Raw genomic sequence first — 25,405 nt, forward strand, 5'->3', positions numbered from 1 at the left:
GTTCCGCGGATTCGCTGCCACATTTTCGGTGTCTTGGTGAGGCAACTATCGCGTGTGGCTACGTTGCACCTGCGGCGCGTCAGCCTATCAGACGCGACGGATCACTGCCCCGATCGCTACGGACGGCGAGGCCAAATCTGGCGCCGTTAATTGACCTGGCGATCCTTGCCGACCCAATAGGGCGCGCGTAGTTCGCGGCGCAGGATCTTGCCGGAGCCATTGCGCGGTAGTTCCGGCAAGAAGTCGATCGAGCGCGGCGTCTTGAACTTGGCGATGCGCTGATGCGCGAATGCGATCAGATCATGCGCGCTCAGTTCGCGGCCGGGTTTCAGCACCACCATGGCCTTGACCGTTTCGCCCCACAGATCGTCGGGAATGCCGATCACCGCGGCCTCGGCGACGTCGGGGTGGTCGCACAACGCGCTCTCCACTTCGGCCGGATAGATGTTCTCGCCGCCGGAAATGATCATGTCCTTGATGCGGTCGTGAATGTACAGAAAGCCGTCTTCATCGAGATAGCCGGCATCGCCGGTGCGCAGCCAATTGTCGCCATCGATGGCGCGCGCGGTCGCCTCCGGCAGGTTCCAATAGCCGATCATGTTCGACGCCGAGCGGGTGGCAATCTCGCCGATCATGCGCGGCGGCAGCCGGTTGCCGTCCGGGTCGAGGATAGCCAGTTCGACGCCGGGCAGCGCCTTGCCGGCCGAGCGGATCTTTTCGGACTCGACGTCGTGGTCTTCCGGCGCCAGCGCCACGATGGTGCCGGTGGTTTCTGTCATGCCGTACATCTGCACGAAACCGCATTTGAAGACGTTGATGCACTCCTTGAGCAGCGCCGCCGGGATCGGCGAGGCGCCATACATCATGTAGCGCAGCCGCGAAAAATCCATCTGCCTTGTGCGCGGCTGCCGCACCACGAACTGCATCGCCGCCGGCACCATGAACAGTTTGGTGATGCCGTGCTGCTCGAACAGATCGAGCACCTTGTGCGGCTCGAATTCACGCGCGATCACGCCGCGCGCGCCGTGGAACACGCCGAGCACGCCCCAGCCCGAGCCGCCGATATGGAAGATCGGCATCGCCACCAGCGAGACGTCGTCGCTGCTCCAGCGATACCACTCCGGCGGTTCGGTGCCGTTGGCGCGCACCAACGCCAGCAGATTGCCGTGGCTCAGCATCGCGCCCTTGGGATGGCCGGTGGTGCCGGAGGTGTAGAGCTGGATCGCGACCGCGCTTTCCTGCAGCGCGATGCCGGGATCGCTGCTTGGCTGAGCGTTGCGCCAGGCCGTGTAGTCCGGCCAGTCCGGCGCGTCGCCCTCGGTGGTGATGATGGTGCTGACACTGGTGAATTGATCGCGCAGCCGCCGCGCCTCGTCGACATAGCCGTGGCCGACAAACAGCAGCACCGCTTTGCAGTCGTTGACGATATACACAACCTCCGGGTCGGCCAGCCGCCAATTGATCGGCGTCATCACCACGCCGGCTTTGGTGGCGCCGAGCAACAGCTCGAAATAGGCGTCGCTGTTCTTACCGAGATAGGCGATGCGCTGCCCCGGCTTTAGCCCGGTGGCGATCAAAGCGTGCGCGACCTGGTTGGTATGGCGGTCGAGCGCGGCGAACGAGGTGCAGCGCCCCTCAAACTCGAATGCGATCTGATCACCGCGCGCCTTGGCCTGCAGGCGCACGACATCGGCCAGTGTGGCCGCTTCCCTCGGGCCATACATGTTCGCTCCCACAATGGTGATTGTTAGTTATTGTTGGCGATCAGACTGCCGCGCTTTGCCAGCGAATACAAGCGCGGGCATGACGAACACCATCTAAGGACAATAGTTTGTCGGTTGCCGCGCTGCATTGTTAGCAGGTGCAGCACGCGGGCCGGGTGTTCGGCCGTGCTGCGCGCCGCCCTCTCCGCCAGGGCGCGGGGGAGAGGGAGGGCGCGTCATGATCGCCTTTCCGGAAGGATCTTTAGTCGCGCTGGGCGCGGTCCTTGTTGTTCTGGGCGCGGATCGTTTCGCGCGCCATGCGCCAGTCGTCGTCGCTCCATTCGCGCAGCTGATAGAAATTGCCGCCGGTCGCCAGCGCCTGCGCGCCGTCCATGGCGATGGTTTCGCCATTGATCCAGTCGCAGCCGCCCGAGATCAGAAACACCGCGAGGTTCTGCAATTCCTCCATGGTGCCGACCCGGCCCATCGGATTGAATTTGATGGTTTGCGCGCCGGCCTCGTCGCCCGGCTTGATGCGCTTGCTCATGCCTTCGGTGGGAATTTCGCCGGGCGCAATCGTGTTGAGGCGGATGCCGTAGCGGCCCCATTCGGCGGCCAGCGACATGGTCATGGCGTGCACCGCGGCCTTGCTCATCGCGGAGGGCACCACATAGGGGCTGCCATTGCGGACCCAGGTGGTGGTGATCGACACCACATTGCCGCGATGGCCGCCGGCGATCCAGCGCTTGCCGACCGCGTGCGTGACGTAGAACGTGCCGTGCATCACGATGTTGGCGACGGCATCGAAACCGCGCGGGCTCAGTTCCTCTGTCCGTGAGATGAAATTTCCAGCCGCGTTGTTGATCAAATCAGTGAGCGGGCCGTCGTCAAAGATGGTCTCGATCATCTGATCGACGGCGCCGGCGTCGCGGATATCGACGCCATAGGTCGCGACCCGGCCGCCATAGCTATCCATCAGTTCGGTCGCGGTATCGTCGCACACGCCCTTGCGGCGGCCGCAAATATGCACTTCGGCGCCGAGGCTCAGGAATTTGGCGGCCATCGATTTGCCGAGCCCGGTACCACCTCCGGTCACCAGGATGCGTCGGCCGGCGAGAAGCTGATCTTGGAACATGATGATCCCCGCAACAGTGATGTGCTAGCTGCGTTAATTAGGCGATTGACTAATTATCGACAACGCTTTTCTGTACGGCGCGACAAACTGGTTGGGCAGGAGACGGTCAGCGATGAACGACAGGGTTGCAGTGACGATCACCGAGGGCGTGGCCGATGTGCGGCTGACGCGCGCCGACAAGATGAACGCGCTCGATCCGGCGATGTTTGAAGCGCTGCTGGCAACGCTCGATCGGCTGCACAGCGAGAAGGGGCTGCGCGCGGTGGTGCTGTCCGGCGAGGGCAAGGCGTTTTGCGCGGGCCTCGACATGGCGCAGTTCGCGGCGCTGAGTTCCTCGAGCAGCACCGGCCTGCTCGCGGAAGCGGCGCGCGATCTTGCCAAACGCACGCACGGCCAGGCCAATGCGCCGCAGCAGGTGGTGTGGGGCTGGCGGCAGCTGCCGGTGCCGGTGATCGCCGCGGTGCATGGCGTCGCCTATGGCGGCGGCTTCCAGCTCGCGCTCGGCGCCGATATTCGGGTGCTGGCGCCGGATGCGCGCATGTCGATCATGGAAATCAAATGGGGGCTGGTGCCGGACATGGCCGGCACGCCGATTTTGGCGACGCTGCTGCGCGACGATATTCTGCGCGACCTGATCTACACCGGCCGCGTGATCTCGGCGGAGGAAGCGCGCAGCTATGGCCTGGTGACCCGGATCGCGGAGGACCCGCTCGCCGCGGCGCTGGAATTGGCGCGCGAGATCGCCGGCAAGAGCCCGGATGCGATCCGCGCCGCCAAGCGCATGATCAACAAGCTATCGGTTGATCCCGGTCCGGCGCTGCTCGCCGAAAGCATCGAGCAGCAGAAGCTGATCGGCTCGAAGAACCAGATGGAGGCGGTGTTTGCCAATCTGCAAAAGCGGCCGCCGCGCTTCGCCGACGTGTAGTTGCGCGACCATCTGCGTCGATCGCTGCTTGGATCAGCAGCCGAGCTGAGCCAGCAGCGCCTTTGCCGCCTGGCTCGGGCTGCGCTCCTTGTGGCGCAGCACCGAAAATGAGCGCCGCGGCAGCTCGAAATCGACGCGGTGCAACGTGCCGGCCGCCAGCGACGAGGCGGCCACCAGCTCGGAAATCGCGGTGGCGCAGTCCGAGCTTTCCACCGCGGCGCGCACCGCTTCGTTGGACGGCAGTTCCAGCGCGATCCGCAATTCCGATGGTTTGATGCCGGCCTTGCGCAGGCCGCGCTCGAACATCGCGCGCGTACCCGAGCCCGGTTCGCGCAGCACCCAGCAGCTCGCTTTCAGCCGGCTGGCGGCGATGGTCTTTTGCCCGGCCCAGGGATGGCGCGAGCCGACCACGATCACCAGCCGGTCCTCGTCGATCCGCCGCACCGCCAGCGTCGGGTCATCAATGTCATCCTCGACAAAGCCGAGTTCGGCGCGGCCCTCGTGCACCGCCTGCGCCGCCTGGGTAGTGTTGACGATCTCGAGCTGCAGCGTGATGTGCGGATGGGCGGCGCGAAAGGCTTGTAGCCGCGGCGGCAGCCAGTAGTTGGCGACGGTCTGGCTCGCCGCCAGCGTCACGCTACCGCGTTTCAGCCCGGCGAGCTCATCAAGCACCTGCACGGCGGCATCGGCACGGGCCAACACGGCCCGCGCCTCGCGCAGAAACTGCTGGCCGGTGGAGGTCAGCACGATGCCGCGGCCGACGCGGTCGAACAGCCGCACGTCATAGCGCCGCTCCAAAGCCGCGATCGCCGCGCTCACCGCCGATTGCGTCAGATGCAATTCGGCAGCGGCGCGGGTGACATGCTGGTGGCCTGCGACCGCGATGAAGATACGTAGCTGTTCGAGAGTCATGGGATCATCCAGTGAGCTTGATCAGCGCCAGGCTGAACGTGGCGATGAAGGTTGTGGCGAGCGCGCCGAGCAGCGCCGGCCGAAACCCTTCGGCGGCCAGCCTTCGCAGATCGGTGTCGAGCCCCATGGCGGCCAGCGCCGTCGCCAGCAAAAAGCTGGTCAACAGCGCGAGCTGGTGTTGGAGGGACGCGGGGATCTCGACCACGCTGCCCAGCACGATCATGGCGATGAAGCCGAACACGAACCATGGCAGCGGCGGGCGCGGCGCGGCCTGTTCGGCGGCGCTGCGGCGCGCGATCACGCCGAGCGCCAGTACCATTGGCGCGAGCAGCATCACCCGGGCCAGCTTGGCGATGGTGGCCGCTTCGCCGGCGCGCGAGCCGTTTTGATAGCCGGCGGCCACCGCTTGCGCGACCTCGTGGATCGAGGCGCCGGCCCACAGCCCGTAAGAGGGCACATCGAGGCCGACCACGGTCGGCAGCAGCGGGTACAGCAGCATCAGCAGCGAACCGAACACCGTGACGCAGGCCACCGCATAGGCGGCATCCTCGTCCGGCGCGCGGGTCACGGTGTTGGTGGCCATCACCGCAGACGCGCCGCAGATCGAGGTGCCGGCCGCGATCAATTGGCAGAGCTTGCGATCGACGCCGAGCCGCCGTCCGGCCCAGGTGGTGAACAGGAAGGTAGCGAGCAGGGTGGCCGCGATGATCGCAAGGCCGCGGCCGCCGACTGCGATCAGTTGCGCGGCGGTGAGCTGCAGCCCAAGCAGCACGATCGCGAGCCGCAGCAGCCGTTTGATGCTGAAAGCGATGCCCGGCCTGGCCCAGGGCATGGCGCCCGCGGTATTGCGCAGCACGATGCCGATCAGCATCGCCAGCATCATCGGGCTGAGCGCGGCGAGCCATGGCGTCTGCACCAAAGCGACCGCAGCGGCGGCAATGGCGACGGTGAGCAGCAGGCCGCGCCACAGCCCGGCCGGAGCGGGATCAGCGGCCGCGACGCTGGTTGCGCTGCTTTGGGCGGCGTCGCTGCTGAAACGGGGGGCGTGCGGTTGCGGTGCATCGACGGGCGGTAAAGTGATTGACATGACGGAAATCCTCCGTGGTTTTGCTCACCATCGGGATTTTCGTTCCATCAATCCAACAGATTATATCGCTTCAATCAATCGGATCTATTGATGATAAGTGTTGGGCGGGGGCGCGTGCGGGGCTTGTCGCGGCTCGGCAAGGTGAACTCGTCGCACTTCGCGATCGGGGGCGGCGCGGCTGCACTGGAGCTGGTGCGCTCCAGCGCGGCGCGCACCATGTGGGCCAGTTCGGATTTGCGATAGGGCTTTTGCAGCAGCAGCACGCCGCTATCGAGCCGGCCGTGATGAATGATGGCGTTTTCGGAATAGCCCGACGTGAACAGCACTTTCAGGTCCGGGCGCCGTTCGCGCACCGCTTCGGCAAGCTGCCGGCCGTTGATGCCGCCGGGCATGATCACGTCGGTAAACAGCAGGTCGAACTCGGCGCCGCCATCGACGATCGCCAACGCGGCGGCGCCGTTGTTGGCGGTCAGCGCGCGATAGCCGAGCGCGGTGAGCTGCGCCACCACGAAGCGCCGCACCATGGCATCGTCTTCCACCACCAAAATGGTCTCGGTGCCGCCTTCGACCGGCTCTGCGGCGCTCAGTTCTTCGGCCTTGGCGGAGGCGCGCGGCAGATAGAGCTTGATGCTGGTGCCGTGGCCTTCCTCGCTATAGACCTTGATGTGGCCGTTCGACTGCTTGATGAAGCCATACACCATGCTCAGCCCGAGCCCGGTGCCGCGGCCGACTTCCTTGGTGGTGAAGAACGGTTCGAACACCTTGTCCTGCACCGCCGCGGGAATGCCATTGCCGGTGTCGCTGACCGCGATCATCACATAGGCGCCGGGGAGCACGCCGGGATTGTTCTGCGCATAGACCTCGTCAAGCACCACATTGCCGGTCTCAAAGGTCAGCTTGCCGCCATCGGGCATGGCGTCGCGGGCATTGACGGCGAGATTGAGCAGCGCTGACGACAATTGCGACAGGTCGATATGCGCCGGCTCGGTATCATTGCCGAGCATGGCTTCGATCTCGATATGCTCGCCGAGTGTGGAGCGCAGCAGCCGTGCGGTGTCGAGCACCAGGCTGTTGACGTCGATATTGCGCGGATTGAGCGGCTGGCGCCGCGCGAAGGCCAACAGGTGCTTGGTCAGTTCGGCGCCGCGGCTGGCGGCCTCGTCAATCAGCTTGGCGATCCGTTGCAGCTCCGGCCGGTCGGCGAGATTGTCGATCAGGATTTCCGCCGTGCCGGTGATCACCGTCAGCGTGTTGTTGAAATCATGGGCGACGCCGCCGGTCAGCTGTCCGACCGCGTCGAGCCGCTGCGATTGCAGCAGCAGCCGTTCGGTTTCCTTGGCGGCCGTGATGTCGCGATAGACCACCACCGCGCCGGTGACCTTGCCCTCGGCATTGCGGATCGGGTGGGCGCTGCCCATGGCGTGGATCGATTTGCCGGTGTCGCGGCGCCGGTAGATCAGTTCGTAATCATCGACCTCCTCGCCGCGCAGACTGCGGCTCGAAGGCCAGCGGTCGCGCGGCACCGGGGTGATGCCGTCGATTTCGAGAATGTCATAGGGGGCGCGCCAATAGGGATCGGTCATATCGATCGGGCCGAGCAGCCGCTGATTGGCCTGATTGGCGAATGCGACGCCGCCATCGGCGTCGATCAGCAGCACCGCTTCGGACATCACGCCCATGATGCCTTCGAAGATCTCTTTGTCGTGCTCGATAGCGGCGTTCTTCTCGCGCACCTCGCGCACCATGCGATTGAAGGCGCGGGCCAGCACGCCGATTTCGCCGCCGGCATTTTCCGGCACTTCGAGAGCCGAGCCGCCCGCAAAGCTGGTCACGGCCGCGGTCATCTGCGTCACCGGCCGGGTCAAGGTGCGGGCCAGCACGAAGGCGATCAGCATCGCACAGAGCACCGCGATCGACCCGCCAGCCAGGCTGGAGTTGCGCAGCGCGGTCAGGGCCACCGCGACAATGGTATGCTCCGGGATGGCGGCGATCACCGCGAGCTGCCGGCCGCCGCCGAGCTGCACCGCCGACAGCGCGACGCCGAACGGCTCGCCGGTATGATTATTGATGATCTCCGGTTCAAACCGCCCGGTGCTGATCGCGTCAGCGAGCGCGGGAAAATCCTGCTGAATGCGGAATGGTGTGCCGCGGGCGAAGCCGAATTCGCGATCGGGGTTAGGGTGGATCAGGTAGTCTCCCTTGTCGTTCACCACATAGATCGTGCTTTCTGAGCGGCTGGTATCATCGACGCGCCTGAAGGTGGTGCGCAGATCGACATGAAACACCACCAGACCCAGCAGCTGGCCATCGGCGGTCAGGATCGGTGCGGTCAATTGGATGGCGGGAACCGCCTGCGGCGCTGGTGCGCTTTGATCCTGAAGCTGCAATTCGATCGGCGCGACCAGGATCGCCCCCGGCGAGGCTTTGACCGCGCTGCGGAACGCGTCGCGCTGGTCCGGCGGCAGCCGCATCATGTCCGGGGCGATCTCGGTGGTGCCGTTGCTGCTGCGCTGCACCCGGATCAGCTTGCGCCCGTCATCGCCAAGACCGATATCGCCAAGACCGATATCGCCAAGACCGATATCGCCAAGACCGATATCGCCAAGACCGATCAGCATGATCTGCGCGTAGTCCGGCTGGGCCTCCAGCTTGGCCGCGAACCAACGGGCCAGCCGCGCCCGCCATTGTGGCAGCGTCATGCCGCCGATGCTGTCACCCGGTGGCGCCCGGCTGAGGGTGATGACCTCTTCGATCCCGACCGCATCGCGAAAACTCTTCAGATCAGCGCGCGCGGCGGCGATCATGTTGCCGAGCCCATGGGCCAGCGTGTCGACTTGCGCATCTAGCCGCATCAGGGCGCGCGGTATGGCGATAGCTTCGATGGCGCGATAGCTGAGATAGCCGACGGTGCCGGCGGTGGCGACGACAAGCGCCACGATCGCGATGGTCAGGCGCGTGGAAAGGCGTAATCCCTTCACTCGGTACTCCCAAGGCCGAAGCGGCGGCGGGGCCGGTTGGAAGATCAGGCGGTTATGTCACAAGGCGAAGGCAAGCCACGGCCGCTGCTGCAGAAAACGGAAGTTCCGAAGGCCTGCAGCAGCGCAGGGCGCGCCCTGGCGGCCACGCCGAATCATATTATAGTGCAACTTCTGGTAGCGGGCGACGGGATTTTTGCCGAGACGACCAACAGCGCGCTGGGATGGTAAGCCGATCGTATCCGGAAGCTGGGTGCTTCGACCAAGTTCGTCGCCGGAAGGTGCTGGTGGCTCAGGCGCGGGCCAGCACCTGTAGCGGGTAGCCGATGATCTTGGCGGCGATGAACGCCAGCAGCATGCCGATCAACACCGCGCCGCCGCGCGTGCCCAGCATCATCCAGAGATCGGCGTCCGGGAAATACATCTCAGCAAAGTTCAGGCAGACATTGATGGCCACCACGCCGGTCACCATCAGGATGAAAAGCTGCACGCGCTGAACCGCCAGTTCAATCCGGGCCATCCGAGCTTCAAGCTGCTTTTCGAGCGACATCGCGACGTCCTTTGCACCAACGGGGTGCGCTTCTTTACGTTGCCGCAGCCGAGCGCGGTTTGACGCAGAACAAACCGCCCGGCCTGGGCGGGCGGTGTGACGGGTTGCATTTTAACTTCGTAACCATATCACTGAACGGAATATTTAAAGCATTCAGTGTCACATAACGCCCATTATTAGGCAGATCAGATCGAGTGGAACATGCATCCGAGGCGGTTTGCCAGAGTACGTCCGTCAGGACTAATGGCGACAAAGGCGAAGATCATCGTCGATCCGAAATCGCCGGTGATCGAATGTACGCTGATCGACTATTCGGCGGGCGGCGCCTGCATCGAAATTTGCGGGCCAGTGACTTTGCCGAAGCGCTTTGAGCTGCTGTATTCGGGATCGAAGAAGCGTTGCCGTGTCGTGTGGAACATCGGGCGCCGCTACGGGCTGGCGTTCTAACAGCCAGCTCAACGCCGGCGCAGGCCGTTGATTAGCGCCTCGATCTGCGCGGCACGCAGCTTTTGAAAGCCGGGCTCGGTGGCCAGTTCGCGCATGGTGAAGTCGGTGCTGCCGCGCCGTTCGATCAGCCGTTCGGCGGCGGCACACAGCTGCGCCTTGAACTGCTCGACCTCTGAGCGCGACAGCGTGCGCGGCATGCTCTGACCTATCCCCTCACGGCGGCGCGCGTAGTCGCGGCGCCGGTCACGATCTATATACCCATGGCGCCGGCATCGAGGCGGTGGTGATCTCCGGCGCGCTGGCCGCCGAGGCGCTGCGCCCTGGGCTGCTGCGCACCGCGCCGGCCATGGAAACGGTGTCGGCGGTCTGACCAAAGCTGCCGCAGCGCGCGCACTGGTCGCGGTGAACAGCGCTGATGCGATCTTGCGTGGCCGCACAAAACTTGCGAGCAAGAGTCGATGCGCAATTGATCGGAGTCATCGCCGTGCCGTCCAGAAATCTGCCCACTGAGCCGGATGTACAGGCTGTTGCCACGGGCGCGGTCACGCTGACTGATGAAGACGCCCAGCTGCGCGCCGACATCCGGCTGCTGGGCCGCATTCTCGGCGACACGGTGCGCGATCAGGAAGGCGACAAGGTCTTTTTTCTGGTCGAGCGCATCCGCCGGAAGTCGATCCGCTTTCATCGCGACAATGACCGCGACGCGCTCGACAAACTCGCCGCCCTCTTGAACGGATCGCCCGTTTCGGAAGCGGTGCGGATCGTGCGCGCCTTCAGCTATTTCTCGCACCTCGCCAACATCGCCGAGGACCAGAACAACATCCGCCAGATGCGGGCCCGCAACGGCACCCAGAAGGGCCGGGTGCTGGCGACGCTGGCGCATGCCCGCGAGGCGGGTTTTAGCGCCAAGCAGCTGCGCGAATTCTTCGATCAGGCATTGATCTCGCCGGTGCTGACCGCGCATCCGACCGAGGTGCGCCGCAAACGCACCATGGACCGCGAGATGGAGATCGCGCGGCTGATCGATCATCGCGAGCGGCTGCAGATGACGCCGGAGGAGTCCGGCGACATCGAGGAGCAGCTCCGGCGCGCGGTGCTGACGCTGTGGCAGACCAACATGCTGCGGCGGACCAAGCTCACCGTGCTTGACGAAGTCGGCAACGGGCTGTCGTTCTACGACTATACGTTTTTGCGCGAGCTGCCGCGGCTCTATGGCGTGCTCGAAGACGAACTCGCACAGGATGATGGCGAGACACGCGAGCTGGCCTCGTTCCTGCGCATGGGCAGCTGGATCGGCGGCGACCGCGACGGCAATCCGTTCGTCACCGCCGAGGTGATGCGCAGCACGGTGCGCATGCAGAGCGCACGTGCGTTCCGCCACTATCTCACCGAGCTGCAGGCGCTCGGCCTGGAACTGTCGATTGCCGCCAATCTCGCCGGCATTTCGGATGAGCTGCGCGCGCTGGCCGAAGCCTCGCCCGACACCTCGCCGCATCGCCGCGCCGAGCCGTATCGGCTGGCGGTGTCCGGCATCTATGCGCGGCTCGCGGCCACCGCACAGCGGCTCGGCATCGATGACATCCGCGCGCCGGTGGCACAGTCGCAGCCTTATGCCGACGCCGCCGAGTTCAAAGCCGACCTCGACGTGATGCATCATTCGCTCGTCGCCAATCGCGGCGCGGTGATCGCGCGCGGCCGGCTGCGGCGGCTGCGGCGCGCGGTCGATTGCTTTGGCTTCCATCTCGCCACGCTCGACATCCGGCAAAACTCCGCCGTGCATGAGCGCACCATCGCCGAGCTGATCGACGCCGCGATCCCGGGCACCAGCTACATGGCGATGGATGAGAACGCGCGTATCGCGCTGCTGACCGCCGAGCTGCGCAGCCCGCGGCCGCTGCAATCGCCGTTTGTCAGCTACAGCGAAGAAACCACCGGCGAGCTGGCGGTGTTCCGCGTTGCCGCGCAGGCGCATGCCAAATATGGCCCGGCGGTGATCTCGCAGAGCATCATCTCGATGACCAAGAGCGTGTCCGATCTGCTCGAGGTCGCGGTGCTGCTCAAGGAGGCCGGGCTGGTCGATCCCGCCGGGCGCAGCGCCATCAATGTGGTGCCGCTGTTCGAAACCATCGACGATTTGCGCAACGCCGCGCACGTCATGGACCGGCTGCTCAGCCTGCATGACTATCGCCGGCTGGTCGATAGCCGCGGCGGTGTGCAGGAAGTGATGCTCGGCTATTCCGACAGCAACAAGGATGGCGGCTTCGTCACCTCGGGCTGGGAGCTGTACAAGGCCGAGATCGAGCTGATGAACGTGTTCGAGCGCCATGGCGTGCGCATGCGTCTGTTCCACGGCCGTGGCGGCTCGGTCGGTCGCGGCGGCGGCCCGAGCTATGACGCCATTCTGGCGCAGCCGGGCGGGGCGGTGAATGGCCAGATCCGCATCACCGAGCAAGGCGAGATCATCACCAGCAAATATTCCAACGCCGAGGTTGGCCGCAGCAATCTGGAAATCCTGACCGCCGCGACGCTGGAAGCCAGCCTGCTGCAGCCCAAGATCAGCGCGCCGCGCCCGGAATATCTGCAGGCGATGGACGAGATTTCCGCGCTGGCGTTCAGCGCCTATCGTGGCCTGGTCTATGAGACCCCGGGCTTTGAGGACTACTTCTGGGCCTCGACGGTGATCACCGAAATCTCGACGCTCAACATCGGTAGCCGTCCGGCGTCGCGCAAGAAGACCCGGCGCATCGAAGATTTGCGCGCCATTCCCTGGGTGTTCTCGTGGGCGCAGTGCCGGCTGATGCTGCCGGGCTGGTATGGCTTTGGCAGCGCCATCGAGGCCTGGGTGAAGGCGCATCCCGAGCAGGGCATGCCGTTCTTGCAGGAGCTGTATCGGCAGTGGCCGTTCTTCCGCAGCCTGCTGTCGAACATGGACATGGTGCTCTCAAAGAGTTCGATCGCGATCGCCTCGCGCTATGCTGAACTCGTGCCCGACCGGCAGCTGCGCACCAGAATCTTCGATCGCATCCGGCGCGAGTGGAATAGTTCGATCGCGGCGCTGCTCGCCATCATGGGTCACCAGCGCTTGCTGCAGGGCAATCCGCAGCTCGATCGCTCGATCCGCTATCGCTTCCCGTATCTCGATCCGCTCAACCACATTCAGGTCGAACTATTGCGGCTGCATCGCGCCCAGGGTGCCGATGAGCAGGTGCTGCGCGGCATTCAGCTCACCATCAACGGCATCTCGGCCGGCCTGCGTAACAGCGGCTAGCTTGGTTGCCCGCGCAAAGCGGGCGGGGGCGGCTTCGCGGGCTGTTTTTGATCGCGACTCATGCGCGCGGCGGTTGCCGGTGCGTTCATTGTGCACCGCTGATAGGCGCCGCCACGCTGCGGCGCCCTAAAGCGCAGCAGATATTTTGCGCAGTCCTCATGCCGCGGTGCGGTATTGGCGTGCAGCGTTTCCCCATTCCGATACTCACGTTCTTCAAATTGTCATCGCATTTGCCGGTTTGCGATGCGCGCTGCCTAATCCGTAGTCAGGGGCGGCTAGGTGATTACGCTTTAGTCAGAAATATGACTGTGCAAAGCTTGGTTCCAGCTTCGCGTCAACGTGAAGCCGGGTGCCAGTCCGGCGATCGGCATCGGCTTCGCAAAGGCCATGACTTGCCGAGAGGGACTGTCGTCGATGAGTTACTATCTGATGCAGTATTGGGGTTGGCTTGCCGCCGCGGTGGCAGCCGGTGTGGCAACGCCGCTGCTGGCCGCACGGTTCGGTTGGACCGCCGATCTTGAAGATTACTGGTTGAAGCGCGTCGGTCTGGTGGCCGCCGTGCCGGTGCTGTTGCTGGTGATGCAGGTCGTCACTGGCAAAGGCGGCTTGCTCTTGGAAGTCGCGGTCGCGATGCTGGTCGCCTATGTGGTTGGCGGCGTGATTGGCGGTGTTGCGACCAAGCTGATGCCGGTGCGCTATGAAGGCTGGTGGGTCGGCCTGTTTGCGACCGGCGTGATCTGGATCGGCTTTGCGATCATCGCCTATCCGAAGATCGAGCCGGATCTGCGCGAGCGCGTGGTCGCGGTGGTGGAGAAGGCGGGCGGTGATGCGATCAATCTCGACATCGCCGGTCGCGACGTGTTGCTGCCGACCGATATCGAGCAGGCCAAGCGCGCCGAACTCGTCACCGAGATTTTGCTGGTGGAAGGCGTGCGCCGTGTCACCGAGGTCGAGGACCTGACCGGACCGGCGTTGTCGGCCAAGACCATCGCCAAGCTCAATGCCGAAGCGGCGGCCAAGACTGCGGCGGAAGCGGCGGCTGAAGAAGCTGCCGCCAAGGAAGCCAAGGCGGCCAGCAAGAAGGCCAAGGCGGCAGCCGAAGCCGCGGCCCATGAGGCGGCGGTGAAGGAAGCTGCTGCCAAGGAGGCCGCTACCAAGGAAGCTGCTGCGAAGGAAGCGGCCGCCAAGGAGGCTGCGGCTAAGGAGGCTGCCGCCAAGGAAGCCGCTGCCAAGGACGCGGCCAAGGACGTGGCCAAGGACGTGGCCAAGGACGTGGCCAAGGACGTGGCCAAGCCTGCGCCGGCGCAGACCGCCGATGCGGTCGGTGCCGTGCCCGCTGCCACGGCGGCGACCTGCCAGAGCAAGCTGACCGCGGTGGTGGCGGCTGAGAAGATCAACTTCGAGCGCGGCAGTGCCGAAATCACCAAGCCGTCGCTGCTGGTGATCGACAAGCTCACCACTGTGCTGACCCAGTGTCCGGCAGTTGCGATCGAGGTCGCCGGCCACACCGATGCGGGCGGCAAGAAGGCTGCGAACCAGGCGCTGTCACAGCGGCGTGCCGAAGCCGTCGTCGACACCCTGAGCAAAAAGGGCGTTGGCGCGGTCAAGCTCACCGCGGTTGGCTATGGCTCATCGAAGCCGATCGCCAGCAATGACAATGCCGAAGGTCGCAACCAGAACCGCCGGATCGAGTTCGTGGTGAAGTGACCTCGCGTTCCGGACGCGGTGTCACCTCCAGCGCCGCGTCCGGAACGGCATTTTAGATTATAACCGGCCTTCCTTAGATCGCATCCCAGCCAAAATGTCGGCGCAGCGATCGAGCGTGTAGAACGCCGCGTCGTCAACGGCATCGGTGCCGCCGCATGGTGCCATTGGCCCGGCGCAGCGCTGCCGCCGAGTCGGCAGGTGCGCGCGCGGCCACGCCTTGGAAGCCGCCCGCAGCGACCGCCCTGAGGCGTTCAGGTCCCTTAGAACCCGTTCGACTTTTGGATGGAATGACCGCTATTTGCGTGAACTTCGGCAGGCGGACGCGCAATTCGCATGCAAATTGCCCAGTTCCTCGCCGCTCTGGCTGGAAAACATTCTGCGTATCGGCGATACCTGCAACAGCTTCGATTGGTGTCGATCGCCTCAGCAGGTGGAATGATCATGACGCAGCATCCGACCCTCGCCACGCTCGCCGCGGATTTGGAAGCCGGCCGCACCAGTGCCCGTAAGCTGGTCGATCAGTGTCTGGCCAGGATCAACGATGCCAGCGGTGAGGGCGCGCGCGCGTTCATTCAGGTCGATGCCGAAGGGGCGATCGCCGCGGCCGAGGCGATGGACGCGCTGCGCAAAGCCAATGCCGCGCCGTCCCCCTTTGCCGGCATTCCGATCTCGATCAAGGATCTGTTCGACATCAAGGGGCAGATCACCCGCGCCGGATCGCGTGCGCTCGACGACAATCCGCGCGCCGAGGCCGATGCTCCCGCGGTCGCGCGTTTGCGCCGTGCCGGTTTTGTGGTGATCGGCCGCACCAACATGACCGAGTTCGCTTATTCCGGCATCGGACTCAACCCGCATTACGGCACGCCCAAGTGCGCGTGGCGCCGCGAGGTCGGCCATGTGCCGGGCGGCTCATCCGCTGGCGCCGCGGTTTCGGTGGTGGACGGCATGGCCCATGCCGGGCTTGGCACCGACACCGGCGGCTCGTGCCGGATTCCGGCGGCGTTCAACGGCATCGTCGGTTTTAAGCCGAGCCAATATCGCGTGCCGCGCGATGGCGCGGTGCCGCTGTCATTCTCGCTCGACAGCGTCGGGCCGCTGGCGCGCAGCGTGCAGTGCTGCGCCACGCTGGATTCGGTGCTGGCGGACGAGCCGGTGACCGAGCTGACCGCGCGGTCGGTGCAGGGCATGCGGCTCGCGGTGCCGACCACGGTGGCGCTCGACGACCTCGACGACGCGGTCGCCGAAGCATTCGAGCGCGCGCTCGAACAATTGGCGCGCGCCGGCGCGGTGGTGGAGCGGGTCGCGATCCCGGAATTTTTGGATGTGGCGCCGATGAGCGCCAAGGGCGGCTTCGCTGCCGCCGAAAGCTATGCCTGGCATCGCTATCTGATCGTGGCCCATGGCGAGGTCTATGACCCGCGGGTGCGCGAACGCATCATGCGCGGCGAAAGCCAGAGCGCGGCCGACTATGTCGATCTGGTCAGCGCCCGCAAATCGCTGATCGCGCGCGCCGCGGTGCGGCTTGCGCCCTATGATGCCTTGGTGATGCCGACCGCGGCGATCACGCCGCCGGCCATTGCCGAGCTTGCCGATGACAAGGCGTTCACCAAGGCCAATCTGCTGAGCTTACGCAACTGCACGCTGATCAACATGATCGACGGCTGCGCCATCTCGCTGCCCTGCCATCGCGAAGGCGAGGTTCCGGTTGGCTTGATGCTGGCGGCCGTTAGCGGCGCGGACCGCCGCATCTTTGAACTTGCTGCCGGAATGGAGGCCCTAATCCGTGGTTGAACTGAACTTCACGCTTGATACCGCCCAAGGTGTCATCCCCTTGTCGCTGCCGATCAAGCAGGCCGTCATTGCCGGCTGGACTGGCCGCGACCCCATCGCGCGCGATAAGCACATTGCCGAGCTGATGGCGATCGGGATCGCGCGTCCGGCCGCGACGCCGATCTATTACCGGGTTGCCGCCGCGCGGGTCACCACCGCCGATCGCATCGAAGTGGTCGGCGGCGATTCCTCCGGCGAAGCGGAATTCGTGCTAATCGCCGCGCAGGGCCGGGTGATGGTTGGGGTTGGCTCCGATCACACCGACCGCAAGGTCGAGCGCTACGGACTGACCGTCGCCAAGCAGATGTGCGAAAAGCCGATGTCGTCGCAGCTCTGGGACTACGCCGAGCTTGCCGACCACTGGGATCAGATCGTGCTGCGCTCCTATGCCACCATCGGCGGCAACCGGGTGCTGTATCAGGAAGGCCGGCTCAGCGGCGTGCTGCCGGTCGCCGAGATCATCGCCAAGGCGTTCAACGGCAGTGAGATGCCCGATGGCTGCGCGATGTTCGGCGGCACCATTCCGGTCAAGGGCGGCGTGCGGCCGTCGACGCGCTTTGAGTGCGAACTCGAGGACCCGGTGCTGAAGCGCACGCTGCGCCACGGCTATGACGTGGTGACGCTGCCGATCCTCGGCTGACGCCAAACCAGACAACAAAAAACGGCGGCGAAATCATCGCCGCCGTTTGGCGTGTAAGGCACAGAACTGCTTACTGGCGCGCCGCTTCCCAGCGGCCGCTGCAGGCCACGCCGGCGGCGGCGCCGTTCCACTTGCCGGAGCCGCCATTGCCGCTGAGCTGACCGTTGGCGAGCGCGCCGCGGATCGAGACGCGCACATTGCCTTCGCGTCCGATGCTGCCGGTGACATCCGGCGTGCCGGCAATGCGGCCATCAGTCACCACCAGCGGATATTGCATCGACGGCTGGCAGTCGCCCGCCTTGGTGTGGACCGTCACGTTCCAAAGACCGTCATAGGGATGCTGTGCCAGCGCGACATCGCTGCACAAGGCCACCGAAGCAACAATCAAAGCACGTTTGATCAAAAGTTCTCTCCTTTGGCAGCCGCGTCATCGCCACTGCCGAGACTTAGTAAAAAACGCCGCCGGCCATGGCCGATCTGCGCGGTGAACGCCACCTGCGTCTGCTCTTTGCATGGACGCTGTGCTGCGCATTGACGCCGCGTGATCCACGACGTCTCGCCGGTTGCCCTCCAGCCTTCGCCCGGCGCAACAATGCCGGTGCGGCAGGTGATCGCTGAGTTGCCGGAGGTGTTCGCGCCAAAGTTGAGTGATTAAAATCAGCTCAATCGATGGTCCTGGGCGACGGCGGCAATGACCACTGAAATGAGTCGGAACCGTGGCGGCCTGCTTGGCCGGGTTTAGTTATAGTAGTTGCGGAGGGGTTGCATCATGACCAACAAGGTTAAGGAAATATGGACGTCAGGCCAGGTGGTGATCAATGGCTGGCTGTCGATCCCGTCGGGGTTTTCCGCGGAAGTAATGGCGCAATGCGGCTTTGATAGCATCACGGTCGATCTACAGCACGGCGTGCAGGACTATCACTCGATGGTGGCCTGCTTGCAGGCGATGGGGGCTTTTCCGGTGACGCCGATGGTGCGGGTGCCGTGGAACGAACCGGGCATCATCGGCAAAGTACTCGACGCGGGCGCCTATGGCGTGATCTGTCCGATGATCAACAGCGCCGAGGAGGCCGAGGCGCTGGTCCGTGCCTGCAAATATCCGCCGCGCGGCGCGCGTAGTAATGGCCCGGTGCGTGCCGGATTTCGTGGTCCGGGCGGCGCGTATCAAGCGACCGCCAATGAGCAGACGCTGTGCCTGCCGATGATCGAAACCCGTGCTGCGGTTGAGAATATGGAAGCGATCCTCGACGTCGATGGCATCGCCGGGGTCTATGTCGGGCCGAGCGACCTCGGCTTTTCCTACGGTCTGACGCCTAAACTTGATCGCGACGAGCCAGACATCATCGAGATTTTTCGCAAGCTGCTGCGCGAATGCGAGCAGCGCGGGCTTTATGCTGGCATCCATTGCTCCGGTCCGGCCGGCGCCAAGCGCGCTATCGACCTCGGCTTCAAGCTGGTCACGCTGCTCAGCGATATCGGCATGATGGCCAGCGCCGCCCGGCAATGGGTGGGCGAGACCCGGGGCGGCGGCGGTCAGCAAGGATAGTATTTCCTCAGTGCCGGCGTGGTCCTGCGCCCGTGCCATTGTAATTTGATAGTGGTGTCATTTGGCAGTGGTGTAATTTGACAGTGGTGTAATTTGACAGTGGTGAAATTTGACAGTGGTGCGGTTAGGGGCGGTCGCTGCACTGGAAACGCAGTTAGCAGTTGCGCTCATAACACCCGTGCCAGCGAGCGACGACTAGTCGGCGATTAGTCAATTGCAGTGATCGCGGTGCGCATCTCCCGGACTAGTAGTTATGCGAGGTACGTCATTTAACTGATGGTTGAAGAATATATGGTCACTCTGCGTTCAACCAGCAGTTAGGTGCTGCATTTTCCGAGGAGCTCCCGTTATGATGCGTTCGACCTTGACTTCATTCGCCGCGGTGGCCGCGCTGGCTGTGGCCGGGCCGGCATATGCTGGCGACGGTGCCAGTAAAGATGACGCCGTGGCGATGGTGAAAAAGGCGGTGGTGTTCATCAAGGAGCAGGGGCCGGACAAGGCTTATCCCGAGATCAGCAACAGAGCCGGTCAGTTCATTGATCGCGATCTCTATGTCGTTGTCTATCAGCTCGACGGCAAGGTGCTGGCCCACGGTGCCAATGAGAAGTTTGTCGGCAAGGATATGATCGAGGCGCAGGACGTCGACGGCAAGCTCTATGTCAAGGAGCGTGTTGAACTCGCCGCCAAACAGCCGTCGTTCTGGCAGGATTACAAATTCGTCAACCCGGTCAGCAAGAAGGTCGAGCCGAAGCAGATGTATTGCGAGCGCCTCGACAACAGCGCGGTGTGTGCTGGCGTTTACAAGTAGCGCGCCGCAGGGCCGTTTGGTCCGTCGCCGACGTCTTCCGAAAACTGCAGGGTGATGAACATGTTCGGCTGGGTGAAAAACCTCAAGCTGCCATGGAAGGTGCAGTTCGCGCCGACGGTTTTGATCGGCGCGCTGGTCGGCGTCGGCGTCTACACGCTATATAATCTGCGCACCAACATGGCCGATGCCGAGGCGTTGATTAACGGCCCGATCCGGCAAACGCAGCTGGTTGCCGAACTCGACTCCACGCTGTGGAAGGCGCACGCCAAGCTGTATCGGTTGGCGGCGATGGCCGCCAATGAGACTGATGATAAGAAAATCAAAGCCGGGATGAATGACGCCACCGCCGCGTCCGCGAAGATTCCGGTCGCGCTGCAGGTGATCGAAGCCGCCGCCGATCCCTCCACCGTGAAGCCGGCGCTGCTCGCCAAGCTCAAGGCCGGCGTTGCCGGATATATGAAGCAGTCGAAAAGCGCGATCGAGATGGCGGACGGCGATCCCGGCTCGGCGATGCTGTTCATCCGAAACGCCGAGCGCCATTTTGGCGAGATCGATAAGCTGACCGACGAAGTGTTGCTGATCAGCGGCGAGGCCCGCGATCAGGCGATCGCGCGCTCCAACGTGAAGTTGTCGGAGCAGCAATCGGTGCTGCTTGTGCTGTTGATCGTGGTCGCAATGATGGGCGTCCTGGTGTCGTTCGTGGTCGGCCGCGATATCTCGCGGCCGGTGGTGGCGATGTCGCGGGCGATGCGAGAACTCGCCGCCGGCAATTTCGACGTGCGGCTGCCCGGGCTTGGCCGCCGCGACGAGGTTGGCCAGATGGCCAAGGCCGTCGAGGAGTTCAAAGTGCAGGCCCAGGCCAAGGCCGAGCGCGATGTCGCCGAGCGCGAGCAGAAAAGCCGCGAGGCGGCGCAGGCGCGGCGCGCCGAGCTGCATCAGCTCGCCGACAGCTTTCAGGCGGCGGTCGGCAAGATCATCGAGACGGTGGGCTCGGCGTCGCGCGAACTGGAGGAATCGGCCAAGCTGCTCGCCAATAGTAGCGATGCCACCCAGAAGCTGAGTACCATGGTTACCTCGGCGTCCGAGGAAACCTCCGGCAATGTCCAGACCGTGGCCGATGCCACCGAGCAGGTCGCGGCTTCCGTCAACGAGATCGGCACCCAGGTGCAGTTGTCAGCCAAGATCACGCTGGAGGCCGTCGAGCAGACCGAGAAGACTGACGCGCGCATTGCCAAGCTGGCGGATGCCGCCAACCGGATCGGCGACGTCACCGAGATCATCGCCAAGATCGCGGCGCAGACCAATTTGCTGGCGCTGAACGCCACCATCGAATCCGCGCGTGCCGGCGAGGCCGGGCGCGGCTTCGCTGTGGTGGCGCAGGAAGTAAAGGCACTGGCGGCGCAGACCTCGCAGGCCACCGACGAAATCAGCTCGCAGATCGCCGGCATTCAGGCCGAGACCCAGGAGTCGGTGCGCGCCATCAAGGAGATCGGCGACACCATCCGCCGGGTGGCGGGCATTGCCGAGCGCATCTCCGGCGCGATCGAGACCCAGGGCGGCGCGACCCGCGACATTGCCGTCAATGTGCAGCAGGCCGCGATCGGCACCAGCCAGGTCGCCAACAATATCGGCGATGTGTCGCGCGGTGCCACCGAGATCGGCGCGGCCTCGACCCAGGTGCTGACCTCAGCGCAACTGTTGTCGCGCGAGAACCAGCGGCTCAGCGAGGAAGTGAACAAGTTCCTGCACACCGTGCGGGTCGCCTAACGGCACGTCCTTTGCTACCATGATCCGCAAGGCGCCGGCAGCGGCGCTGCAGGGGCGGGGCGGTCATGGTCTATCGTCACAGCGTCGGCCAAGTGTCTTACGTGTTCGCGGATCTGCGCGAGCTGCTGGCCAAGGCATCGCCGCTGCGCTCCGGCGATCAGCTCGCTGGCATTGCCGCTGACAGCACCGAGCAGATGGTGGCGGCCAAGATGGCGCTCGCCGAGCTGCCGCTCCGGCAATTCCTGAACGAAACCGTGATCCCCTATGAGAGCGATGAGGTCACGCGGCTGATCGTCGATAGCCATGACGCGGCAGCGTTCGCTCAGGTCGCCTCGCTCACCGTTGGCGAATTTCGCGATTGGCTGTTGTCCGATCAGGCCACGGCGCAGCATTTGGCGCAACTCGCCCCGGGTTTGACGCCAGAAATGGTGGCCGCGGTCAGCAAGCTGATGCGCAATCAGGACCTGATCCTGGTCGCAAAGAAAATCAACGTCACCACGCGCTTGCGCAACACCATCGGGTTGCCGGGCCGGTTCAGCGTGCGGCTGCAGCCCAACCATCCGTTTGATGACGAGCGCGCCATTACCGCCTCGATTGTTGATGGACTGCTGCTCGGCTGCGGCGATGCCTGCATCGGCATCAACCCGGCCAGCGATGATCCGGCAACGATCGGCCGGCTGCTGACGCTGCTCGATGAGCTGATCACACGCTGGCAGATCCCGACCCAGGGCTGCGTGCTGACCCATGTCACCACCACGCTTTCGCTGATCGAGCAGGGGCTGCCGGTCGATCTGCTGTTTCAGTCGATCGCCGGCACCGAGGCCGGCAATCGCAGTTTTGGCATCGATCTGGCGCTGCTGCGCGAGGCGCATGACGCCGGCCTGTCGCTAGGGCGCGGCACGGTCGGCGACAATGTCATGTATTTCGAGACCGGGCAGGGCTCGGCACTGTCGGCGGACGCCCATCATGGCGTTGATCAGCAGACCTGCGAAGCACGGGCCTATGCGGTGGCGCGGGCGTATGCGCCGCTGCTGGTCAACAGCGTGGTCGGCTTCATCGGTCCGGAGTATCTTGCCGATGGCAAGCAGATCATCCGCGCCGGGCTGGAGGATCATTTTTGCGGAAAACTGCTCGGCCTGCCGCACGGCGTCGATATCTGCTACACCAATCACGCCGAGGCCGATCAGGACGACATGGACGTGCTGCTCACCTGTCTGGCTGCGGCCGGCGTCACTTTCATCATGGGCGTACCGGGCGCCGATGACGTGATGCTGAACTACCAATCGACCTCATTCCACGACGCGCTCTATGTGCGCGCGCTGCTGGGCCTGCCGCGTGCGCCCGAATTCGAAACCTGGCTGCGGCACAACGGGATCGTCAGTGATGATTGGCGGCTCACCAGCCACGATCAGGCGCTGCCTGAGTTTGCATCGCGGCTGCTCGCCCTGCGCTGACGGCGACGGCGTCATGTCGCGCCATAACATTGCCTGACAATCTTGAAGAAATCTGCGCCGGGCTTAGGCTGCGGATGTTGATCGCTGCCGGTTTGCCGGGTGCAAAGCGGGGAACGGTCCGGCGCCGCTCGGATTACTGTTCTGGGCGTCTGCCGCCGCAATCCCACGCTGCTCGGTTGGGGGTTGGAACGCAGAGCCGCCAGCGATCGTTGGGACTGGGGAGGTACTGCGATGAGAGCTGAAGGCGGGCTGACGGCCCGGCGCATCCTCTGCGTGTTTCCGCGCTACACATCCTCGTTCGGCACCTTCGAGTACGCTTATCCGCTGACCGACGGCGTGCAGGCCTTCATGCCGCCGCAGGGCATTTTGCTGATTGCGGCCTATCTGCCCGAGAACTGGGACGTCCGCTTTGTTGACGAGAACATCCGGCCGGCGACGGCGGAAGAAATGGCCTGGGCTGATGCCGTGTTCGTCAGCGGTATGCACATCCAGCAGCATCAGATCATCGATATCTGCCAGCGCGCCCATCAGGCGGGCCGCACCGCCGTGCTCGGCGGTCCCTCGGTCAGCGCCTGTCCCGATCACTATCCGATGTTCGATTATCTGCACATCGGCGAACTCGGCGACGCCACCGACGATCTCATCCGCCGGCTGGCGCAGGACCCGTCACGCCGGCGCCGGCAGGTGGTGCTGACCACCGAGGACCGGCTCGACATGACGCTGTTTCCGATCCCGGCCTATGAGCTGGCCGATTGCGGCCGTTATTTTCTCGGCAGCGTGCAATATTCCAGCGGCTGCCCCTATCAATGCGAATTCTGCGACATTCCGGGGCTGTATGGCCGCAATCCGCGGCTGAAAACGCCGGAACAGATCATTGCTGAACTCGACCAGATGCTGGCCTGCGGCATCCGCGGTTCGGTCTACTTCGTCGATGACAATTTCATCGGTAACCGCAAGGCGACGCTGGAATTGCTGCCGCATCTGGTCGAATGGCAGCAGCGCACCGGCTTTGCAATTCAGCTGGCCTGTGAGGCGACGCTCAACATCGCCAAGCGCCCGGAAATTCTGACGCTGATGCGTGAGGCCTATTTCACCACGGTGTTTTGCGGCATCGAAACGCCCGAGCCGGAAGCGCTGCACGCCATGCACAAGGACCACAACATGATGGTCCCGATCCTGGAGGCGATCACCACCGTCAATAGCTACGGCATCGAGGTGGTGTCCGGCATCATTCTCGGCCTTGATACCGATACGCCCAACACCGGCCGCAATCTCTTGACCTTCATCGAACAGTCGCAAATCCCGCTGCTCACCATCAATCTGCTGCAGGCGCTGCCGAAAACGCCGCTGTGGGATCGGCTTTCGCGCGAGAACCGGCTGCTGCACGATGAGAGCCGCGAATCCAACGTCAAATTCCTGCGGCCCTATGACGACGTGGTGATGATGTGGCGGATGTGCATGGCCGAGGCCTATCGGCCAGAGAGGTTGCTGGCGCGGTTCGAGCACCAGATCACGCATACTTATATCAACCGGCGCGCGGTGCCGGCGACGCCGCAGCGCGCCTCCAAGGCCAATATCAGGCGCGGCATGACCATGCTGCGCAACATTCTGTGGCAGATCGGGGTGCGCGGCGATTATCGCCGCGCGTTCTGGGACTATGCCTGGCGGCGATTGCGCCGCGGCGAGATCGAGTATCTGATCAGTTCGATGCTGGTTGCCCATCATTTGATCCGTTATGCGCAGCGCGCCTGCGCCGGCCAGGCCAATGCCTCGAATTATTCGCTGCGGCAGCGCGAGCCGCAGATGGCCGCGGAGTGAGCAGGTCATGACGGAAACCCCGCCCGCGATCACGACGCTGCGCGATCTGCAACGGCTGACGCCGGCGCGGGTCGGCCTTGGCCGCAGCGGTGCCAGTGTGCCGACCGCGGCGTGGCTCGGCTTTGCGCTCGACCATGCCCGCGCCCGCGACGCGGTGCACGCACCGTTCGATGAAGTGGCGCTGGCGGCCCAGCTCGGCGAACTCGGCCTGCGGGTCGATTGCGTGCGCAGCCGCGTCCGCGATCGCCATGACTATCTGGTCCGCCCCGATCTTGGCCGGCAGCTTGATCCGCAGGCGCTGCCAGGGCTGCAAGACTGTGCCGGGCAGGGCGCCGACGTGGTGCTGGTGGTGGCCGATGGGCTGTCGCCGCAGGCGGTGCAGCAGCGCGTGCCGTCGGTGCTGGCGGATCTGCTGCCGCGGCTCGCCGCTGCCGGGCTCACGGTCGGCCCTGCCGTGGTGGCGTGTGGTGCCAGAGTAGCACTTGGCGATCAGATCGGCGCGGCGCTCGGCGCAAGGCTGGTGGTGGTGCTGATCGGCGAACGGCCTGGCCTGTCGGTGCCGGCCAGCCTCGGCGCCTATCTGACCTATGGGCCGCGCCCGGGGCGCACCGATGCCGAGCGCAATTGCGTCTCCAACATCCACGCGGCCGGCTTGAGCGACCAGCAGGCCGCGCAGCGCATTGCCTGGCTGGTGCGCGAGGCTTTGGCCCGGCAATTGACCGGCGTCGCGCTCAAAGACGACAGCCTGCTCGAGGCTGCGCCAAGTGTGTCGTTTGATACGGCCGCCGCCCCGCTGCCGCGGCCGGGCTGACCCGCGGCAACATGTCCTAACG

General features: G+C 64.5%; 20 protein-coding genes. 12 read left to right on the top strand and 8 right to left on the bottom strand.

The window, feature by feature from the left end:
• Nucleotides 1-146 precede the first annotated feature (146 nt).
• Both BJ122_RS02015 and BJ122_RS02020 read right to left on the bottom strand, forming a co-directional pair.
• Nucleotides 147-1,724: a fatty acid--CoA ligase gene (locus BJ122_RS02015; RefSeq protein ID WP_110779504.1), complete on the bottom strand. Its 1,578-nt coding sequence runs from the start codon at nt 1,722-1,724 to the stop codon at nt 147-149.
• Nucleotides 1,725-1,965: 241 nt separating this feature from the next.
• Nucleotides 1,966-2,838: an SDR family oxidoreductase gene (locus BJ122_RS02020; RefSeq protein WP_110779505.1), complete on the bottom strand. Its 873-nt coding sequence runs from the start codon at nt 2,836-2,838 to the stop codon at nt 1,966-1,968.
• 112 nt (nt 2,839-2,950) lie between these two features.
• Here BJ122_RS02020 and BJ122_RS02025 point away from each other — a divergent pair, with 112 nt between their 5' ends.
• A complete protein-coding gene (locus BJ122_RS02025) occupies nt 2,951-3,763 on the top strand; it encodes a crotonase/enoyl-CoA hydratase family protein (RefSeq protein ID WP_110779506.1) in 813 nt (270 codons plus the stop codon).
• 33 nt (nt 3,764-3,796) lie between these two features.
• Here BJ122_RS02025 and BJ122_RS02030 read toward each other — a convergent pair whose 3' ends face one another.
• The 4 genes from BJ122_RS02030 to BJ122_RS02045 all read right to left on the bottom strand — a co-directional run bounded on the left by BJ122_RS02030 (nt 3,797) and on the right by BJ122_RS02045 (nt 9,287).
• On the bottom strand, nt 3,797-4,675 hold the full coding sequence (locus tag BJ122_RS02030) for a LysR family transcriptional regulator (RefSeq protein ID WP_110779507.1): 879 nt from the start codon (nt 4,673-4,675) through the stop codon (nt 3,797-3,799).
• Nucleotides 4,676-4,679: 4 nt separating this feature from the next.
• Nucleotides 4,680-5,762 carry a YeiH family protein gene (locus tag BJ122_RS02035; RefSeq protein WP_110779508.1) on the bottom strand — a complete coding sequence of 361 codons (1,083 nt, stop codon included), beginning with the start codon at nt 5,760-5,762 and terminating at the stop codon, nt 4,680-4,682.
• A gap of 74 nt (nt 5,763-5,836) precedes the next feature.
• Complete coding sequence (locus BJ122_RS02040) at nt 5,837-8,740, bottom strand: ATP-binding protein (protein WP_110779509.1); 2,904 nt, start codon at nt 8,738-8,740, stop codon at nt 5,837-5,839.
• Between the two features lie 289 nt (nt 8,741-9,029).
• The gene (locus BJ122_RS02045) at nt 9,030-9,287 is read right to left on the bottom strand and encodes a hypothetical protein (protein WP_110779510.1); all 258 of its coding nucleotides are present in this window, start codon (nt 9,285-9,287) and stop codon (nt 9,030-9,032) included.
• A 201-nt stretch (nt 9,288-9,488) separates the two neighbouring features.
• Between BJ122_RS02045 and BJ122_RS02050 the strand changes: the two genes are divergently transcribed.
• A complete protein-coding gene (locus BJ122_RS02050) occupies nt 9,489-9,734 on the top strand; it encodes a PilZ domain-containing protein (RefSeq protein WP_110779511.1) in 246 nt (81 codons plus the stop codon).
• 8 nt (nt 9,735-9,742) lie between these two features.
• On the opposite strand, the gene BJ122_RS02055 is transcribed toward BJ122_RS02050, so the two are convergent.
• Nucleotides 9,743-9,931 carry a hypothetical protein gene (locus BJ122_RS02055; RefSeq protein WP_110779512.1) on the bottom strand — a complete coding sequence of 63 codons (189 nt, stop codon included), beginning with the start codon at nt 9,929-9,931 and terminating at the stop codon, nt 9,743-9,745.
• A 287-nt stretch (nt 9,932-10,218) separates the two neighbouring features.
• Here BJ122_RS02055 and ppc point away from each other — a divergent pair, with 287 nt between their 5' ends.
• From ppc to BJ122_RS02075, 4 genes are all read left to right on the top strand, one after another.
• A complete protein-coding gene (ppc, locus tag BJ122_RS02060; RefSeq protein WP_430694734.1) occupies nt 10,219-13,002 on the top strand; it encodes a phosphoenolpyruvate carboxylase in 2,784 nt (927 codons plus the stop codon).
• A 414-nt stretch (nt 13,003-13,416) separates the two neighbouring features.
• Nucleotides 13,417-14,709, top strand: coding sequence for an OmpA family protein (locus tag BJ122_RS02065; RefSeq protein WP_110779514.1), 1,293 nt, complete (start codon nt 13,417-13,419; stop codon nt 14,707-14,709).
• Between the two features lie 441 nt (nt 14,710-15,150).
• A complete protein-coding gene (locus BJ122_RS02070) occupies nt 15,151-16,500 on the top strand; it encodes an amidase (RefSeq protein ID WP_110779755.1) in 1,350 nt (449 codons plus the stop codon).
• Complete coding sequence (locus BJ122_RS02075) at nt 16,493-17,179, top strand: DUF2848 domain-containing protein (RefSeq protein WP_110779515.1); 687 nt, start codon at nt 16,493-16,495, stop codon at nt 17,177-17,179. The genes BJ122_RS02070 and BJ122_RS02075 overlap by 8 nt, the downstream gene beginning before the upstream one ends.
• 70 nt (nt 17,180-17,249) lie before the next feature.
• Here the strand turns inward: BJ122_RS02075 and BJ122_RS02080 are convergent, their stop codons facing one another.
• Nucleotides 17,250-17,579 (bottom strand): hypothetical protein, encoded by a 330-nt coding sequence (locus BJ122_RS02080; protein ID WP_103012655.1) that lies wholly within the window; start codon nt 17,577-17,579, stop codon nt 17,250-17,252.
• A 369-nt stretch (nt 17,580-17,948) separates the two neighbouring features.
• Between BJ122_RS02080 and BJ122_RS02085 the strand changes: the two genes are divergently transcribed.
• From BJ122_RS02085 to eutC, 6 genes are all read left to right on the top strand, one after another.
• The gene (locus tag BJ122_RS02085) at nt 17,949-18,725 is read left to right on the top strand and encodes an HpcH/HpaI aldolase family protein (RefSeq protein WP_110779516.1); all 777 of its coding nucleotides are present in this window, start codon (nt 17,949-17,951) and stop codon (nt 18,723-18,725) included.
• Nucleotides 18,726-19,077: 352 nt separating this feature from the next.
• Nucleotides 19,078-19,533, top strand: coding sequence for a cache domain-containing protein (locus BJ122_RS02090; protein ID WP_110779756.1), 456 nt, complete (start codon nt 19,078-19,080; stop codon nt 19,531-19,533).
• A 60-nt stretch (nt 19,534-19,593) separates the two neighbouring features.
• On the top strand, nt 19,594-21,300 hold the full coding sequence (locus BJ122_RS02095) for a methyl-accepting chemotaxis protein (protein WP_110779757.1): 1,707 nt from the start codon (nt 19,594-19,596) through the stop codon (nt 21,298-21,300).
• A gap of 65 nt (nt 21,301-21,365) precedes the next feature.
• Nucleotides 21,366-22,754 (top strand): ethanolamine ammonia-lyase subunit EutB, encoded by a 1,389-nt coding sequence (locus tag BJ122_RS02100; RefSeq protein WP_110779517.1) that lies wholly within the window; start codon nt 21,366-21,368, stop codon nt 22,752-22,754.
• A gap of 231 nt (nt 22,755-22,985) precedes the next feature.
• Nucleotides 22,986-24,572 carry a B12-binding domain-containing radical SAM protein gene (locus BJ122_RS02105; protein WP_110779518.1) on the top strand — a complete coding sequence of 529 codons (1,587 nt, stop codon included), beginning with the start codon at nt 22,986-22,988 and terminating at the stop codon, nt 24,570-24,572.
• 7 nt (nt 24,573-24,579) lie between these two features.
• Nucleotides 24,580-25,383 carry an ethanolamine ammonia-lyase subunit EutC gene (eutC, locus tag BJ122_RS02110; protein ID WP_110779519.1) on the top strand — a complete coding sequence of 268 codons (804 nt, stop codon included), beginning with the start codon at nt 24,580-24,582 and terminating at the stop codon, nt 25,381-25,383.
• Nucleotides 25,384-25,405: the final 22 nt, after the last annotated feature.

Origin of the sequence: Rhodopseudomonas faecalis, assembly GCF_003217325.1 — a bacterium.
GTDB classification, from domain to species: Bacteria; Pseudomonadota; Alphaproteobacteria; order Rhizobiales; family Xanthobacteraceae; genus Rhodopseudomonas; species Rhodopseudomonas faecalis.